Source organism: Nonomuraea sp. ATR24 (assembly GCF_041950485.1).
In the GTDB taxonomy this organism is placed as follows: Bacteria; Actinomycetota; Actinomycetes; order Streptosporangiales; family Streptosporangiaceae; genus Nonomuraea; species Nonomuraea ceibae.
Window position 1 is genome coordinate 87334 of the sequence record NZ_JBGNUU010000026.1, and the last position, 15659, is coordinate 102992.

General features: G+C 70.9%; 13 protein-coding genes. 4 read left to right on the forward strand and 9 right to left on the reverse strand.

Going from position 1 to position 15659, the window contains the following annotated elements:
- Nucleotide 1 precedes the first annotated feature (1 nt).
- Nucleotides 2-751 (forward strand): SWIM zinc finger family protein, encoded by a 750-nt coding sequence (locus ACBI99_RS39940; protein ID WP_375074838.1) that lies wholly within the window; start codon nucleotides 2-4, stop codon nucleotides 749-751.
- Between the two features lie 22 nt (nucleotides 752-773).
- On the opposite strand, the gene ACBI99_RS39945 is transcribed toward ACBI99_RS39940, so the two are convergent.
- The 8 genes from ACBI99_RS39945 to ctaD all read right to left on the reverse strand — a co-directional run bounded on the left by ACBI99_RS39945 (nucleotide 774) and on the right by ctaD (nucleotide 9821).
- A complete protein-coding gene (locus ACBI99_RS39945) occupies nucleotides 774-1712 on the reverse strand; it encodes a diacylglycerol kinase family protein (RefSeq protein ID WP_219507443.1) in 939 nt (312 codons plus the stop codon).
- Nucleotides 1713-1760: 48 nt separating this feature from the next.
- The gene (locus tag ACBI99_RS39950) at nucleotides 1761-4508 is read right to left on the reverse strand and encodes an immune inhibitor A domain-containing protein (protein ID WP_308125850.1); all 2748 of its coding nucleotides are present in this window, start codon (nucleotides 4506-4508) and stop codon (nucleotides 1761-1763) included.
- Nucleotides 4509-4632: 124 nt separating this feature from the next.
- A complete protein-coding gene (locus ACBI99_RS39955) occupies nucleotides 4633-4974 on the reverse strand; it encodes a hypothetical protein (protein ID WP_357590741.1) in 342 nt (113 codons plus the stop codon).
- 19 nt (nucleotides 4975-4993) lie between these two features.
- Nucleotides 4994-5380 carry a hypothetical protein gene (locus tag ACBI99_RS39960; RefSeq protein ID WP_357590742.1) on the reverse strand — a complete coding sequence of 129 codons (387 nt, stop codon included), beginning with the start codon at nucleotides 5378-5380 and terminating at the stop codon, nucleotides 4994-4996.
- Nucleotides 5377-6102, reverse strand: coding sequence for a succinate dehydrogenase iron-sulfur subunit (gene sdhB, locus ACBI99_RS39965; RefSeq protein ID WP_375074839.1), 726 nt, complete (start codon nucleotides 6100-6102; stop codon nucleotides 5377-5379). The genes ACBI99_RS39960 and sdhB overlap by 4 nt, the downstream gene beginning before the upstream one ends.
- Nucleotides 6095-7822 (reverse strand): fumarate reductase (quinol) flavoprotein subunit, encoded by a 1728-nt coding sequence (frdA, locus tag ACBI99_RS39970; RefSeq protein ID WP_375074840.1) that lies wholly within the window; start codon nucleotides 7820-7822, stop codon nucleotides 6095-6097. The genes sdhB and frdA overlap by 8 nt, the downstream gene beginning before the upstream one ends.
- A 4-nt stretch (nucleotides 7823-7826) precedes the next feature.
- Nucleotides 7827-8060 (reverse strand): hypothetical protein, encoded by a 234-nt coding sequence (locus ACBI99_RS39975; protein ID WP_219507452.1) that lies wholly within the window; start codon nucleotides 8058-8060, stop codon nucleotides 7827-7829.
- Nucleotides 8061-8126: 66 nt separating this feature from the next.
- Complete coding sequence (ctaD, locus tag ACBI99_RS39980; RefSeq protein WP_375074841.1) at nucleotides 8127-9821, reverse strand: cytochrome c oxidase subunit I; 1695 nt, start codon at nucleotides 9819-9821, stop codon at nucleotides 8127-8129.
- A gap of 173 nt (nucleotides 9822-9994) precedes the next feature.
- Here ctaD and ACBI99_RS39985 point away from each other — a divergent pair, with 173 nt between their 5' ends.
- Entirely contained in the window at nucleotides 9995-11200 is a 1206-nt protein-coding gene (locus tag ACBI99_RS39985; protein ID WP_219507454.1) for an aminotransferase class I/II-fold pyridoxal phosphate-dependent enzyme, read from the forward strand.
- Nucleotides 11201-11254: 54 nt separating this feature from the next.
- Here ACBI99_RS39985 and ACBI99_RS39990 read toward each other — a convergent pair whose 3' ends face one another.
- Nucleotides 11255-11812 carry a hypothetical protein gene (locus ACBI99_RS39990; RefSeq protein WP_219507455.1) on the reverse strand — a complete coding sequence of 186 codons (558 nt, stop codon included), beginning with the start codon at nucleotides 11810-11812 and terminating at the stop codon, nucleotides 11255-11257.
- 70 nt (nucleotides 11813-11882) lie between these two features.
- Here ACBI99_RS39990 and ACBI99_RS39995 point away from each other — a divergent pair, with 70 nt between their 5' ends.
- Both ACBI99_RS39995 and ACBI99_RS40000 read left to right on the forward strand, forming a co-directional pair.
- A complete protein-coding gene (locus tag ACBI99_RS39995; RefSeq protein ID WP_308125851.1) occupies nucleotides 11883-13244 on the forward strand; it encodes an FAD-linked oxidase C-terminal domain-containing protein in 1362 nt (453 codons plus the stop codon).
- A 157-nt stretch (nucleotides 13245-13401) separates the two neighbouring features.
- Nucleotides 13402-15651 (forward strand): protein kinase, encoded by a 2250-nt coding sequence (locus ACBI99_RS40000; protein WP_375074842.1) that lies wholly within the window; start codon nucleotides 13402-13404, stop codon nucleotides 15649-15651.
- Nucleotides 15652-15659: the final 8 nt, after the last annotated feature.

The following is a 15659-nucleotide window of genomic DNA, read 5'->3' on the forward strand; positions in this document are numbered from 1 at the left end:
CGTGCCGGGCTGGAGCACCCCGATCAGCGTCGAGGGCGGCATCCGGGCCAGGTCGCGGCGTGGTTCGATCGGCTCGACCTGGTGGTCGAGGCGGTTCATCGACGTGCTGGAGCGGATCTGCGACAAGGGCCGCCTGTCGCGCGGGCGCGGCTACGCCAGGGCGGGTCAGGTGCTGTCGATCGACCTGTCGCCGGGCCTGGCCAGGGCGTCGGTGCAGGGGTCGCGTCCGGCGCCGTACGAGGTGACGATCGCCGTCGAGGTGTTCGGCGAGGAGCTGTGGCAGGCGGTCGAGCGGGCGGTGGCCGATCAGGCCGTCCACCGGGCGAGGCTGCTGGCCGGGGAGATGCCGGAGGAGATCGAGGAGCTGTTCGCGGCGCTGGGCGCCGACCTGTTCCCGCGCGATCTGGACATGGCGTGCTCGTGTCCCGACTGGGGTTTCCCGTGCAAGCACGTGTCGGCGGTGCTCTACCTGCTGGCCGAGTCGTTCGACGACGACCCGTTCCTGGTGCTGGCCTGGCGGGGGCGCGCCCGTGAGGAGCTGCTGGGCTCGCTGGCGGCGGGCGGCGGGGCCGCGCTGGAGGTGGCGGACGTGCCGTTCGCCGACCGGCTCGCCGACTTCTACGCGCCCGCCGGCACGGCCAGGCCCGAGCGCCGCCCGTCCGCCGTGGAGCCGGGCCTGCTGCTGCGCGTCTTCCCGCCGCCGGCGGGCCTGTCGGCGCCGCTGACCGAGCTGTACGACCGCCTGCGTTAGGAGACCGGCCGGGCTGTGCGGGTCAGCGGTCCTCGAAGTCGGCGGGCACCATGACGCGCACCCCGTTGGGCACCACGCGCAGCCGGATCGGGGTGCGCAGCCGCACCTCGCCGTCGACGTCGGCGGCCATCGGCGGGTCGGTCTCCAGCAGCATCTCGCGGCCGACGACGAACGGCCCGCCCGCCAGGCTGCGCCAGCGCCCGGTCGTGGCGCGGGCCAGCGTCTCGACGAGCAGGCGCACCTTCTTGCCGGAGCCGAGCTGGTAGGCCACGAGCATGCCGTCGTCGATGCTGATGTCGCGGGCCACCTGCCAGCCGCCGTGGAAACGCCCGTTGGCGATGTTGAGCTGGTGGGTGAGCAGCTCGTGGCGCTGCCCGTCGACGGTGATGTAGGCGCGGAAGGGCCGGTGCCCCGGCAGCACGGTCAGCGCGGTCAGCGGGTAGGCGGGCCGGCCGAGCACCCGCTTGAGCCACGGCTTGACCTTGCCCGCGACCTCGACGGAGACGCCGAAGCTGGCCAGGTTGGCGAACGGCCGGTCGTCGGCCATGCCCAGGTCGATGTCGGCGACCTTGCCGGTGTCGAACACCCGGATCGCGCCGGCCAGGTCGAGCGGCAGGCCGAGGCTGCGGGCGAAGTTGTTGGTGGTGCCGAGCGGGAGAACGCCGAGCGCCACGTCGCGGTGGGCGACGTGGCGCACGGCGGAGGACAGCGTGCCGTCACCGCCGCCGACGATCAGCAGGTCGGGCCCCGTCGCCAGGGCCGTGTCGAGCAGGTCGCGCAGTCGCTTGGGATTGTAGACGCCGATCTCGGCCAGCGGCTCGTAGCCCAGCTCGTGCAGCTGCTCGATCACCTCGAAGTAGTGGCGGCGGCCACGGCGTGAGCGAGTGTTGATCACCACCGCCACCCTGCGGTCCTGACGGATCGCCTCGGTGTGCTCGGCCTTGGTGCGCAATTCGCTCATGGTCATCAATGTTAGGGCCGCCGGGACACCGCCCGGCGGCCCCTTGGATCACTTCTTCGGCGGGGTCACCTGGACGAGCGCGCCCAGGTTGCCCGGCAGCGGGGTGACCAGCTTGAACTGGACGCCCAGCGCCTTGCCCTCGTCGCCGGGGTTGCCGGTGCCGAGGACGTGGCCGTTGCCGAGGTCGGTGCCGTAGAGCTCGGTCGCCGGGGTTCCGTCGACGTTGACCACGCGGGTGCTGTACGGCTGGTCGCCCTTGCTCGGGACGACGACGGAGGCGTCGAAGTCCCGGTAGTACAGCGAGCCGTCCTGCAGCTCAAGGCCCGGGTACCAGGTCTTGGCGTCGGTGAAGCTCGGCACGCCCTTCAGCGCGGGGACGTTCGTGCAGTACTCGCTGAACGGCTCGTCCGCGGCCTCGAGGCACTCCTTGAACGGGTAGGTCTTCGTGAAGGAGAACGCGGCGTTGGAGGTCTGCGAGCGGCCCTCCATGTTCTTGTGCCGTGACGGGTCCTTCGCGGCCGCCTCGCCGGTGCGGCGGAGCGGGTCGTAGTGCGAGTCCACGAGCAGCAGGCTGCCCTTGGAGCCGATGCTCGGCGCCGCTTCGAGGTTGTTGGCCAGCACGTTGTTGGTGTAGGTCGAGTCGCGGTACCAGACCAGCAGGCCCGGCGCGTTGTACTTGACCTTCTCCACCTTCCACGCCCCGTCACGCGAGTACGTGGTGTCGTAGGCGTACTGCAGGCCCTTGTCGAAGCCGTCGAAGTTGCGCCACTCGGCGAGGTAGAAGCGGTCGATCTGGCGCTCGCCGTTGTTGATGGTCCAGCCCTGGCCGCTGGTGTTGGTGAACGTGCCGCCGAAGGCGCGCCAGCCGTTCTCGCCGTTCTCCACGTCGTCGCTCCACACGGAGGCGCCGCCGTTGGTGATCGAGAAGTCGTCGGCGTGCCAGCCGCGCGGCGTGAAGGCGGCGTCGGTGTTGTACGCAAGCCGCAGCTTGATCGTCTGGCCGGCGAACGGGGTCAGGTTGACGTAGTCGTGCCGCCAGCCGTCGGTGTTGCCGGTGATGCCGTACTTCTTGTTGCCGAACGTGGCGAGGTTCTTGTTCGGGTCCGGGTAGCCGTCGGGCGTGGTGATCTCGGTGCCGGCCTCGTCGTAGACCTTCTGCTGGGTCCAGGTGTTGCCGCCGTCGGTGGACACCTCGACGAAGCCGAAGTCCCAGTCGGCCTCGATCTCGTAGTTGTTCCACATCCAGAAGCGGACGTCGGTCCCGGCGGGCACCTGGATGTCGCGGGCCAGCGAGACGTTGGCCCACTCCTGGTCCATGCCGGACCACCAGGCGTTGGCGCCGCTGTGCGGGTCGATCATCTTCAGCGGCTCGGAGGCGAGGTTGACGCGGACGCCGTCCTCGGTGAAGCGGGGCGTGCGCGAGGTCTGGCCGACCGTGACGAGCTTCTTGCTGTCACCCGGGTTGAACACCTTCGGGTTCGCCCAGCCGAGCACCCACTTGTCCCAGAGGCCCATGTGGGTGGGCATCGACTGGAAGATGGGGCCGGAGTGGGAGCCGCTGGACATCAGGTCCCAGAAGTCCACCGCGGAGCTGGCCTGGCCGGAGGTGTCGTACAGGTCGGGCAGGCCGAGGTCGTGGCCGTACTCGTGGGCGAAGACGCCGACACCGGAGTCCTCGGGCTGCACGATGTAGTTGGAGATCTTCTTGTCGGTGCCGGGCACCTGGTAGCCGCCGGCGACCGCGCTGGAGTGCGCCCAGATGGCGTACGTGCCCTCGGCGCCGCCGTCGGAGGATTTGTCCTTGCCGGCGTGGACGAGCACGAGGTGGTCGATCACGCCGTCGGGCTCGGCGAAGTTGCCGTCACCGTCGGCGTCGGAGACGTCCTCGATGTCGTAGTCGGCCCACGGGAAGTCGGGCTGGGTCTGCGACAGGACGTTGACGGCGTCGATGGCGAGCTGGCCGGCGCCGAGCGGGTTGTCCGGGTGGCCCGACATGTCCTGCGGGACCCCGCCGCAGGCGGCCGCGCCGTACCACGCCTCGGAGTGCGGAGCCTTGATCCAGCCGACCGCGGAGCCGGTGACGGAGTAGGCGCCCTTGGACATCTCCTCGTACATCTTCTTCAGCGTGTGGCCGGAGATGTCGATGCCGGGCTTGCCGTCGCGCGGGTCCTTCAGGTCGGGGCGGACGCGCTCGGTGATGCCCTTGTCCGTGTAGAGCATCTTGTTGAAGTGCTCGGGGCTGAAGTCCTTGACCCAGAAGGAGTTGTTGTCCTTGTGCGGCAGCGTGGCCGGGTCCGGGATGTTGTTGTGCAGCGGGCCGTTCTTGAGCGTGCCGGCCGGCTCGACGACGCAGTCGTCGGGGGCGCTGTCGACGGTCCGCAGGCGGTTGAAGCCGGAGAAGTCGTCGTTGGCGTTCTCGTTGAACTCGACCAGCAGCGTGAGAAGCTTGGCGGTCTTCGTCTGCTTGGACTTTTTGAAGATCCATTCAGCGGGGTTTCGGCCGGTGCGGATGGCCTCGGCCTCGCGGGCCGCGAGCACCCGGGCAGCGGCCGGGTTTCCGCTGCTGAACTTCTGGTCGATCTTCTTCGCGGCGGAGATCGACCGCTTGTTCTTGCCCGGGACTCCCGGCTCGGCCGGCGGGTCGTCGTCCCTGGGTGGCGCGTAGTTAATGTAGTAGTCAGACGCGCTGGGCTGGTATGACGCGACCGAGTCGGCCTGAGCGCTGGGTACGGTCAGGGCGGCGCCGAGGAGGGCTACCGCCGGGATTGTGGCTAATAGGCGCTTCTTGCTGGGCACCAGTAACCCCTTCTGCCCGGGATCGCCGGGCGCAATGGCCATAGGGTCTTGCAAACCGGCACGGTAGACCGTTTCTAAAGATTGCGTAAAGTAGGTTGTGGAAATGTGATCAAACTACGACATTTCACAACAACCGCATCGCGGCAATGATCCCGCCCGTAACTGCTCCCCCGTAACAGAGGGCCGCGATGAACCCGTCGTACCGCCCGATCCCCAGCAGTTCCTCACTGGTGAACCTGATCCGGTGCGCCGCGTGGAACAGGCACAGCACCACCGCCACCACCAGTCCCATCCGCACCCACAGGGGCTCCAGCAGCGCGGCCAGGTGCGCCGCGTCGGGCCAGCCGATCACGCCGAGCGGCATGAGCACCCCGAACAGCAGCGCCAGCACCGGCAGCACCAGCGCCGCGACGATCCCCCCGCCGCTGAACAGCAGCCACAGATACGGCTCAGGCGTCCTTCTCACGGCATCTCCCCCCGGCTTCTCATGGCGTCCGCAGGACGACGTACGCGATCACCGCCGAGACGAGCAGCCAGCCGGAGTGGTTGCCGCCCTGGATCATCCAGGCGGGCACCCGCCAGCCGTCCAGCCGCACCACGGTGGCCTTCGGCGCGAGGTTGAGGAACGTGATCGCGTGGTAGGCGGTCGCCGCCAGCGCCACCGCGTTGAGCGCGATCATCCACGGGCGCGCCGCCAGCGCCGTGAACTGCGCGTACGTCCCGGCGACCACCGAGTCGGCCAGCAGGACCAGGTACGCGACGGTCCAGGCGACGAAGACGCTGGTCAGCTCGCGCAGCACGAACAGCGTGTAGCGCCTGCTGCGGGCGAACCAGAGCGGGTCCCTGGGCGGGCGGCGGGCGGGCGCGGTCATCGCCGGCTCCACGGCAGCACCGAGCGCAGCGCGGCGGTCAGCTTGTAGCGCTGGATCGCCTCGGCCGGGTCGACGTGCTTGGGGCAGGTCCGGGTGCACTCGCCGACGAACGTGCACCCCCAGACGGCGTCGTCCAGGTTGAGCACGTCGAAGCGGTCGCCCATGTCGCGCGAGTCCAGGTTGTAGCGCTGGGCCAGCGCGATCGCCGCCGGGCCGAGGAAGTCCGGGTCGAGCACGTACACCGGGCAGGCCGAGTAGCAGAGCATGCAGTTGATGCACATGCTGTACTGCTTGTACGCCTCGAGCTGGTCCGGCGTCTGGGCGTACTCGGCGGTCAGCGGCAGCTCCTCCCCCTCCCGGATCAGCCACGGCCGCACCGACGACAGCTTGGCCAGGAAGTCGTCGATGTCCACGACCAGGTCCCTGATGACGGGGAAGCCCTTGAGCGGCTCGACCCTGACCGGGCCGGCGCCGTACTCGGTGAGGAAGGTACCGCAGGTCAGGCGGGGCTCGCCGTTGACGGTCATGCCGCACGAGCCGCAGATGCCCATCCGGCACGACCAGCGGAACGACAGGCTGCCGTCGAGCCGGTCCTTGACGTGGGTGAGCCCGTCGAGCACGGCCCAGTCGGGGCGCAGCGGCACGTCGTACGCCTGGAACACCGGCTCGTCGTCCTGGCCGGGCCGGTAGCGGGACACTTCCAGCCGGATGGAGTCAGTCACGGCCGTACACCCTTTCCCCGGGAGGCCAGCGGGTGATCGTCACGGGCAGCAGGCCGACCGACGGGCTGCCGTCGGGGGCCCGGTGGACCAGCGAGTGCGCCAGGTAGGCGGCGTCGTCCCTGGCCGGGAAGTCGGTGCGCTGGTGGGCGCCGCGCGACTCGCGCCGCTCGGCCGCGCAGGCCACGATCGTGCGCGCGACGTCGAGCATGGCGTGCAGCTCCAGCAGGGCGACCAGCTCGGTGTTGAAGGCGGCGCTGGAGTCGTCCACGAGCGCCCCGGCGGCCCGTTCGCCCAGCTCGGCGAGGGTGTCGGCGGCCTTGGCGAGGACGTCGCCGGTGCGGTAGATGCCGGCGGCGCCTTCGAGCGTGCGCTGCATCTCCTCGCGCAGCACGGCGATCCGCTCGCCGCCGCCCTCGCGCGCCCGCTCCAGCCGCCGCCGCTCGTCGGCGCCCTGGCTGCGGACGGCGGCCGCCTCGCCGTCGCGGTGGCCGCGGGCGAAGCGGGCGGCGGCCAGCCCGGCGCGCCTGCCGAAGACGAGGATCTCCGGCAGCGAGTTGGAGCCGAGCCGGTTGGCGCCGTTGATGCTCACGCAGGCCGTCTCGCCCGCCGCGAACAGGCCGGCGATCGGGGTGGCGCCGTCGAGGTCGGTGTGGACGCCGCCCATCATGTAGTGCACGACGGGGCGGACCGGGACGAGGTCGGTGACCGGGTCGAGGTTCTGGTAGCTGCGGCACAGCTCGCGCACGAACGGGATGCGCGCGTCGATCCTGTCCTCGCCCAGGTGGCGCAGGTCGAGGTGGACGACGGGACCGTACGGCGTGTCGACGGTGCGGCCCTTGCGCTGCTCGTGCACGAACGCCTGCGAGAGGCGGTCGCGCGGGCCGAGCTCCATGCTGCGCAGCCGGGGCGCCGGGGTGGGGGTGCCGAGGTCGTAGTCCTGGAGGTAGCGGTAGCCGTCCTTGTTGATCAGCCAGCCGCCCTCGGCCCTGGCCGCCTCGGTGATGAGGATGCCGGTGAACGGCAGGCCGGTGGGGTGGTACTGGACGAACTCCATGTCCTTCAGCGGGGCGCCCGCCCGGTAGGCCAGGGCCATGCCGTCGCCGGACTTGATGGCGGCGTTGGTGGTGAAGGGGAAGGCCCGGCCGCAGCCGCCGGTGGCCAGGACGACGGTCCTGGCGGGGATCGCCTCGACGCGGCCGGTGCGCAGCTCGACGGCCACGACGCCGTGGACGCGGCCGTCGTCGACGACGAGCCGGGTGACGTACCACTCGTCGTACCGCGCGATGCCGGGGTGTTTGAGCGTGGTCTGGAACAGCGTGTGCAGCAGGTGGAAGCCGGTCTTGTCGGCCGCGTACCAGGTGCGCATCCGCTTCATGCCGCCGAACGGGCGCACCGCGACGCGCCCGTCGCGCTCGCGGCTCCACGGGCAGCCCCAGTGTTCGACCTGGACGAGCTCGCGCGGCGCCTCGGCCACGAACGCCTCCACCGCGTCCTGGTCGCACAGCCAGTCGCCGCCGGAGATCGTGTCGTAGCAGTGCTCGTCGAGCGTGTCGCCGTCGGCGACGACCGCGGCGGCGCCGCCCTCGGCCGAGACGGTGTGGCTGCGCATCGGGTAGACCTTCGACACGACCGCCACGCTGAGGGTGGGGTCGCTCTCGGCGACGGCGACGGCCGCCCGCAGTCCGGCGCCGCCGCCTCCCACGATGAGCACGTCGATCATCGGTTCAGCTCCCGCGGTCCGGTTCGATCGGATCCTTCACCCGCTTGCCGTCGCAGCGGATGGCGGACAGGTGGATGCTGCCGTCGTGGTACTCGTGCCGGATCCGGCGGCAGCCGCAGTCGAAGAGCTGGTCACGGATCACCAGGCCGTAGCCGTCGTCGTCGAGGAGACGCTCACCGCCGTGCTTCTTGCCGCAGGGGGCGGTCTCGGGGGTGAAGGGGCTCTTGGCGCCTGTCATCGCCGATCTCCTTAGATGGGCGAAACGTAACCTCCACACAAGCACCGCGGCCCGGTCCGGGAAAGGTCAGTCGGGCGTTTTCTCGCCGGGTTCTCCGGGTTCGGCCCGCTCGCCCGTCTCGTCCGTCTCGTCCTCGTGCGGGTAGTGGAGGTCGAAGGCGGGCCGTTCGGAGCGGATCGGCGGCATGAACGTGAAGTTGTGCCGGGGCGGCGGGCAGGAGGTCGCCCATTCGAGGGAGTTGCCGTAGCCCCAGGGGTCGTCGAGCGTGACCTTGGGCGCGTGCCTGGCGGTCTTCCAGACGTTGTAGAGGAACGGCAGCGTCGACAGCCCGAGCAGGAACGCGCCCAGCGACGAGAGCTGGTTGAGCGCGGTGAACCCGTCGGCCGGGCCGTAGTCGGCGTAGCGGCGCGGCATGCCGATCTGCCCGAGCCAGTGCTGCACCAGGAACGTGGTGTGGAAGCCGACGAACAGCGTCCAGAAGTGCACCTTGCCGAGCGGGTCGTTGAGCATGCGCCCGGTCATCTTGGGCCACCAGAAGTAGAACCCGGCGAACATGGCGAACACGACGGTGCCGAAGACCACGTAGTGGAAGTGCGCGACGACGAAGTACGTGTCGCTGATGTGGAAGTCGAGCGGCGGGGAGGCCAGGATGACGCCGGTCAGCCCGCCGAGCAGGAACGTCACCAGGAACCCGATCGCGAACAGCATCGGCGTCTCGAACGTCAGATGCCCCCGCCACATGGTGCCGATCCAGTTGAAGAACTTCACACCTGTCGGCACCGCGATGAGGAACGTCATGAACGAGAAGAACGGCAGCAGCACCTGCCCGGTGGGGAACATGTGGTGCGCCCACACGGTCATCGACAGCCCGGCGATCGCGATCGTGGCGCCGACCAGGCCCATGTAGCCGAAGATCGGCTTGCGGCTGAAGACCGGGATGACCTCGGTGATGATCCCGAAGAACGGCAGCGCGATGATGTAGACCTCGGGATGGCCGAAGAACCAGAACAGGTGCTGCCACAGGATCGGCCCGCCGTTGGCCGGGTCGTAGATGTGCGTGCCGAGCTTGCGGTCGGCCTCCAGCGCGAGCAGCGCCGCCGCCAGCACCGGGAACGCCAGCAGCACGAGCATGCTGGTCAGCAGCACGTTCCAGGTGAACAGCGGCATCCGGAACATCGTCATGCCCGGCGCCCGCATGCCGATGATCGTGGTGATGAAGTTGACCGCGCCGAGGATCGTGCCGAGGCCCGACATCGCCAGCCCCATGATCCACAAATCGCCGCCGACCTGCGGCGAGTAGGCGGACGACGACAGCGGCGTGTAGGCGAACCAGCCGAAGTCGGCCGCCCCGCCCGGCGTGAAGAACCCGGCCACCACCATGAGCCCGCCGAACAGGAACAGCCAGTACGCCACCGCGTTCAGCCGGGGGAAGGCCACGTCGGGGGCGCCGATCTGCAGCGGCATGATCACGTTGGCGAACCCGGCGAACAGCGGCGTGGCGAACAGCAGCAGCATGATCGTGCCGTGCATGGTGAAGAGCTGGTTGTACATGTCCTGGTTGACGACCTGCATCCCCGGCTGGGCCAGCTCCGCGCGGATGATCATGGCCATGACGCCCGCGATCAGGAAGAACGCGAACGAGGTGATCAGATACAGGTACCCGATGACCTTGTGGTCGGTCGTGGTCAGCCAGGACGTGAGCACGGTCCCGGTGCGGCGCCGCCTGACCCGCTCGATCGACGTCTCGCGCACGCTGGTCACGGCTGCTCCCTCCAGTCGAGAGGTATGGCCTGCCCCGATCACCCCATTCCACGCCACCGATCGCCGTCCGTGAAGTCGTTCCGGGCAAAGACATCCACATCCCGGACCCGTGCCTGCCTCGGCGGCGAAGTCTTCTATCCTTCGTAGCGACCCGATCGGAGGAGAAGAATCCCGTGAACGCCTCGCGTGACTATGCCGCCCTTGTCCAGCAGGGACTCAAGCTCGACCTCACCAGGGGCAAGCCGTCACCGCGCCAGCTCGACCTCTCCGACGACATGCTCAAGCTCCCGACCACCCACGTGACCGCGGGCGGCCTCGACGCGCGCAACTACGGCGACCTGCAGGGGCTGCCGGAGCTGCGCGAGCTGTTCGGGCCGCTGCTCCAGGTGCCGCCCGCGCAGCTCGTGGTGGGCGGCAACGCCAGCCTGGCGATGATGCACGACACGGTCGTGCACGCGCTGCTGAGCAAGGTGCCCGGCGCCGGGCGCCGCTGGGTGGAGGAGCCGGAGATCACGTTCCTGTGCCCGGTGCCCGGCTACGACCGGCACTTCACCATCTGCCAGGAGTTCGGGATCAAGATGGTCCCGGTGCCCATGAACGCCGAGGGCCCCGACATGGACGTCGTCGAGCGCCTGGTCGCCGAGGACGCGAGCGTCAAGGGCATCTGGTGCGTGCCCAAGTACAGCAACCCGTCCGGCATCGTCTACAGCGACGAGACCGTGCGCCGCCTGGCCGCCATGCCCGCCGCCGCGCCCGACTTCCGCATCTTCTGGGACAACGCCTACGCCGTCCACCACCTGACCGACACCCCGGCCGAGCTCGCCGACCTGCTCGCGCTCTGCGCCGAGCACGGCAACCCCGACCGCGCCTTCGTCTACGGCTCCACCTCGAAGGTGACGCTGGCCGGCGCGGGTGTGGCGTTCTTCGGCTCCTCCCCGGCCAACGTCGCCTGGTTCCTCGACAACACGCGCAAGCAGTCCATCGGCCCCGACAAGCTCAACCAGCTGCGCCACGTGGAGTTCCTGCGCGACGCCGACGGCGTGGCCGCGCACATGCGCAAGCACGCCGAGCTGATCGGGCCCAAGTTCGAGGTGGTCGACCGGGTCCTCGCCAAGGAGCTCGGCGACCTGGCCACCTGGACCAGCCCGAAGGGCGGCTACTTCATCAGCCTGGAGGTTCCGCACGCCGCCGAGGTGGTGGCCAAGGCCAAGGCCGCGGGCATCGCGCTGACCCCGGCCGGCGCCACCCACCCCTACGGCCAGGACCCCGACGACCGCACGATCCGCATCGCGCCCACCTACCCCGGCCTGGAGGAGCTGGAGCAGGCCATCACCGGCCTGGCCGTCTGCGTCCGCCTCGTCGCCGAGGAGCACGCGTAAGCGCGCGTAAGCACCCCGGCCCCGGAGTGACCGCCCGGCCGGTGACGTGACCGGTCAGGCGGCGCCGGAGCGGCGGAAGCCGAAGATGTACTCGCGCGTCTCGCTCGGATGGAACGAGACGCCGACCCCCGGCTCGAACGCGACGTTGTCGCGCGAGCAGTAGTAGAGCCCCTCCCAGACGGCGAGCGCCTTCTCCCTGGCCGGCCCCTCGGCCAGGTCGCGCTTGCGCGCCGCGTGCGCGCCGAGCACGAACAGCATCCCGAACCCCCACAGCACGCCTGTCAGGCAGAACGGCGCGAGCAGCACCTCGGCCCAGCCCGAGTGCTTGCCCATGGCCAGCACCAGCCCCACCACCAGGTGCGCGAGTGCGGCGACGAGCAGCAGCAGGTAGCCCTGGTTCCTCGACCAGGGCGCGTAGTGGCGGCTGGGGAACGACAGCCACACGGCGAGCTGCGTGCGGCTCATCTGGTGCTTGGACGCGCCCAGCGCGGACCCGGTGGGCAGATCGGCGACCTGGCGGTCACCGGGCATGCGTACCCTGCCGATCCGGTACGTGGTCCCCGCCGCGACCGCTCCGGGCACCGAGACGACCTGGTCGACCTGCGTACACACCGGACAGCTCACTTCCACCCGGGCAGTCTGGCCGTAAGCCACCGTCCACGCAAACCGTAAGGTTTCTCATGTGAGACCCATTGACGCTCTGGTGAACTCCCTGCCCGGCGGCCGTGTCGTCACCGACCCGGACGTGATCGACTCCTACGCCCGCGACCGCACGTTCGTGGCCCCGGGCAAGCCTCTGGGAGTGGTGCTGGCCGCCTCCCGCGACGACGTGGTGACCACCATGCGCTGGGCCACCGAGCACCGGGTGCCCGTGGTGCCGCGCGGCGCGGGCAGCGGGCTGGCGGGCGCCGCCACGGCCACCGACGGGTCGGTGGTGCTGTCGCTGGCCAGGATGACCGCGATCCGGGAGCTCTCGCCGGTGGACGAGATCGCCGTGGTCGAGCCCGGCGTGATCACCGCCGACCTCGACAGGGCCGCGCGCGAGCACGGGCTCATGTACGCGCCCGACCCGTCCTCGTACGAGATCTCCACGATCGGCGGCAACCTGGCCACGAACGCGGGCGGGCTGCGCTGCGTCAAGTACGGGGTCACCCGCGACTCGGCGCTGGGCCTGGAGGTCGTGCTGGCCGACGGCCGGGTGCTCCAGACCGGGCGGCGGACCGTGAAGGGCGTCACCGGGTACGACCTGACCGGGCTGTTCGTCGGCTCCGAGGGCACGCTGGGCGTGATCACCTCGGCCACCGTCCGGCTGCGGCGGGCGCCGGTCGCCCCGCCCGCGACGTTCGCCGCCGAGTTCGGCTCTCTGCGCGACGCGGGCGCCGCCGTGACCGCGATCATGGCGGCCGGGTGCCAGCCGTCGCTGATGGAGCTGCTGGACCGGGCCACGCTCCAGGCCATCGACGACTGGCGCAACATCGGCCTGGAGCCCGCCACGATGGCGATGCTGATCGGGCAGTCCGACGCCGCCGACAGCCAGGAGGTGGCCGCCCGCATGGAACGCCTCTGCCTCGACAACGGCGCCACGTTCGTGGCCGTGTCGTCCAGCCCCCAGGAGACCGAGGAGCTGATCGGGCTGCGCCGGATGGCCTACCAGGCCAAGGAACGCCTCGGCGCGTGCCTGGTCGAGGACGTGTGCGTGCCCCGCTCGGTGCTGCCCGACATGATCGGCGCCATCGAGGCCGCCGCCGTCCGGCACGGCGTGCGCATCTGCACGGTCGCGCACGCGGGCGACGGCAACCTGCACCCGACGTTCGTCTTCGAGCACGGGACGACCGAGCCGCCCGCCGAGGTGTGGGCGGCGGCGGACGAGATCTTCACCCGGGCGCTCGAACTCGGCGGCACGCTGACCGGCGAGCACGGCGTCGGGGTGCTCAAACGGCGCTGGCTGGCCCTGGAGTCGGGGCCGGTGGCGCACGAGGTGCAGCACGGGATCAAGGCCGTCTTCGACCCGCTGGGACTGCTGAACCCGGGCAAGGCCATCTGATCAGCTATTGTTCACCAACCCGTGACCTGAGCCACGACCTGCGCAGAAACCCTGACTTGCGGGGGTAAAGGTGAATGATCTAGCAGGTCGGCGTACGTACCAAGTGTCACGCTGGTAGCGTTTCGCCCCAGAGATCGTTCTGTTATGGGGGTCCGGGGTGAATCAGTTCCAGCCGCTGATGGCGGACGACCCGCGGCGGCTGGGCGAGTACGAGATCGTCGCCCGGCTCGGCGAGGGTGGTCAAGGGGTCGTCTATCTGGGCAAGGCCGAGTCCGGGGAGCAGGCTGCCGTCAAGCTCCTGCACCACGCGCTCGTCGCCGACCCCGAGGCGCGCAGCCGCTTCCTGCGCGAGGTCGCGGTCGCCCAGCGGGTCGCCCGCTTCTGCACCGCCCCCGTGCTCCACGCCGACCTCGAAGGCAGCCGGCCCTACATCGTCAGCGAGTACGTGCCCGGGCCGTCGCTGCGCGAGCTCGTCATCAACGAGGGCCCGCGCCGCGGCGCCGCCCTCGAACGGCTCGCCATCAGCACCGCCACCGCGCTGGCCGCCATCCACCGGGCCGGCATCCTGCACCGCGACTTCAAGCCGGCCAACGTGCTCATGGGCCCCGAAGGCCCGGTGGTGATCGACTTCGGCATCGCCCGCGCCCTCGACTCCCCCGGCGCCACGGCCACCGGCATGGCGATGGGCACCCCGTCCTACCTCGCGCCCGAGCAGCTCACCGCCGCCTCCCCGGTGTCGGAGGCCGCCGACGTGTTCGCCTGGGGCGTCACGATGGTGTACGCGGCCACGGGCAAGCCGGCCTTCGGGTCCGACTCGATCCCCGTGGTCATGAACCGCATCCTCCACGAGGAGCCGCAGCTCGGCGGCATGGACGGCACGCTCGCCGAGCTGGTGGCGGCCTGCCTGTCCAAGGACCCAGCCCAGCGGCCCACGGCCGACCAGCTCATCGTCCGTCTCACCGGCCAGCCGGCCCCCAACGCGGCCATCGAGCCGCTCACGGGGCCCACCGCCCAGATCGCCCCCCAGGGCTGGACGCCCCAGGCGGCGGCCTGGCGGGGCGGCGACAACCCCGTCCCGGAGACCGGCCCGTACGGCCGCCCCACGCCGAGCGCCCCCGCGGCCGGATCCCAGCCGGGACCCTCCTCCGCAGCAGGTCCCCACCCGGGACCCGCCCCCGCGGCCGCTCACCAGGCCGGGCCCGCGCCTGCCGCCGGTCCTCAGCCGGGGCCCGCGCCCGCCGGGACGCACGGCGGGGCCCAGCCCCAGGCCGCCGCCCAGCCGCAGGGCCAGGGCGGCCCTCAGGGGCAGGGCGGCCTTCAGGGCCAGGGCGGCCCTCAGGGGCAGGGCACCGCGCACGGCCGGCCCCCGCACGGCCCCGGCGGGCCGCACGGCCAAGGTGCCCCGCAGGGTTACGGCGCCCCGCACGCCCAGGGCGGCGCGCAGCCGCCGCACGGCCAAGGCGGCGCGCAGCCGCCGCGAGGGCCCGGTGGGCCTCAGGGGCCGGGAATGGCGCAAGGACCCGGGGGGCCGCAGGGGCCGGGGCAGCCCGCGAAGGGCGGGCAGCCGGGGCAGCGGCGGACGCTGACGTTCGCGCTGTCCGGCGCGGCGGCCGCGGCGCTGCTGGTGGTGGCCGGGGCCGTGGTGGTCCAGGCGAACTCCAAGCCGCAGACCGTGGTGGCCGTCGGCAACACCTCGGTGACCTCCCCCACCACGGACGCGCAGATCCCGCCGGAGGTGGTCAACCCGCCGAGCATCGCCCCGTCGACGGTCCCGGAGCTGGACATCGACGAGCCGAAGCCGACGAAGACGAAGACCAGGCCGAAGGACGACGGCGTGGCCCAGGTGCCGGACCCGATCACGCAGCCGACGCGGCAGCCGGCGACGCGCCGCCCGGAGCCGACGAAGACCAGGACGCGGACCCAGGAGCCGACGCAGAAGCCGGCGGACCGGGTCGAGCCCGAGTCGGAGCCGACGGGCTCGCCGACGGCGGACGTGTCGCAGCAGCCGACGAGCATCCCGACGAAGAAGCCGACGGTGAAGCCCACGGTCAAACCGACGGTCAAGCCGACGCAGCTCAAGCCGAACCCGTACACGCCGGCCGGGGTGTGCGGCTCCGGCTACAAGGTGATCAACAAGCACGCCCTGGGCACCAAGGCGACGATCTACCTGCTCTACAACAGCGGCGCGGGCCGGAACTGCGTGGTGACGATGTCGCGCCTGGTCTATCCGGGCAAGGTCCAGATGAACGCGATCCTTCAGGTGAAGGGCGGCTCGACCGGCAGCAACCCGGGCAAGTTCACCGCCTACGCGGGCCCGGTCCGGCTGCCCGGGAAGGGCAAGTGTGTCATCTGGGGCGGCACCTGGGCCGGTCTGACCTGGAAGTCGGGCTGGAGCCACTGCGGCTGACCCGGGCG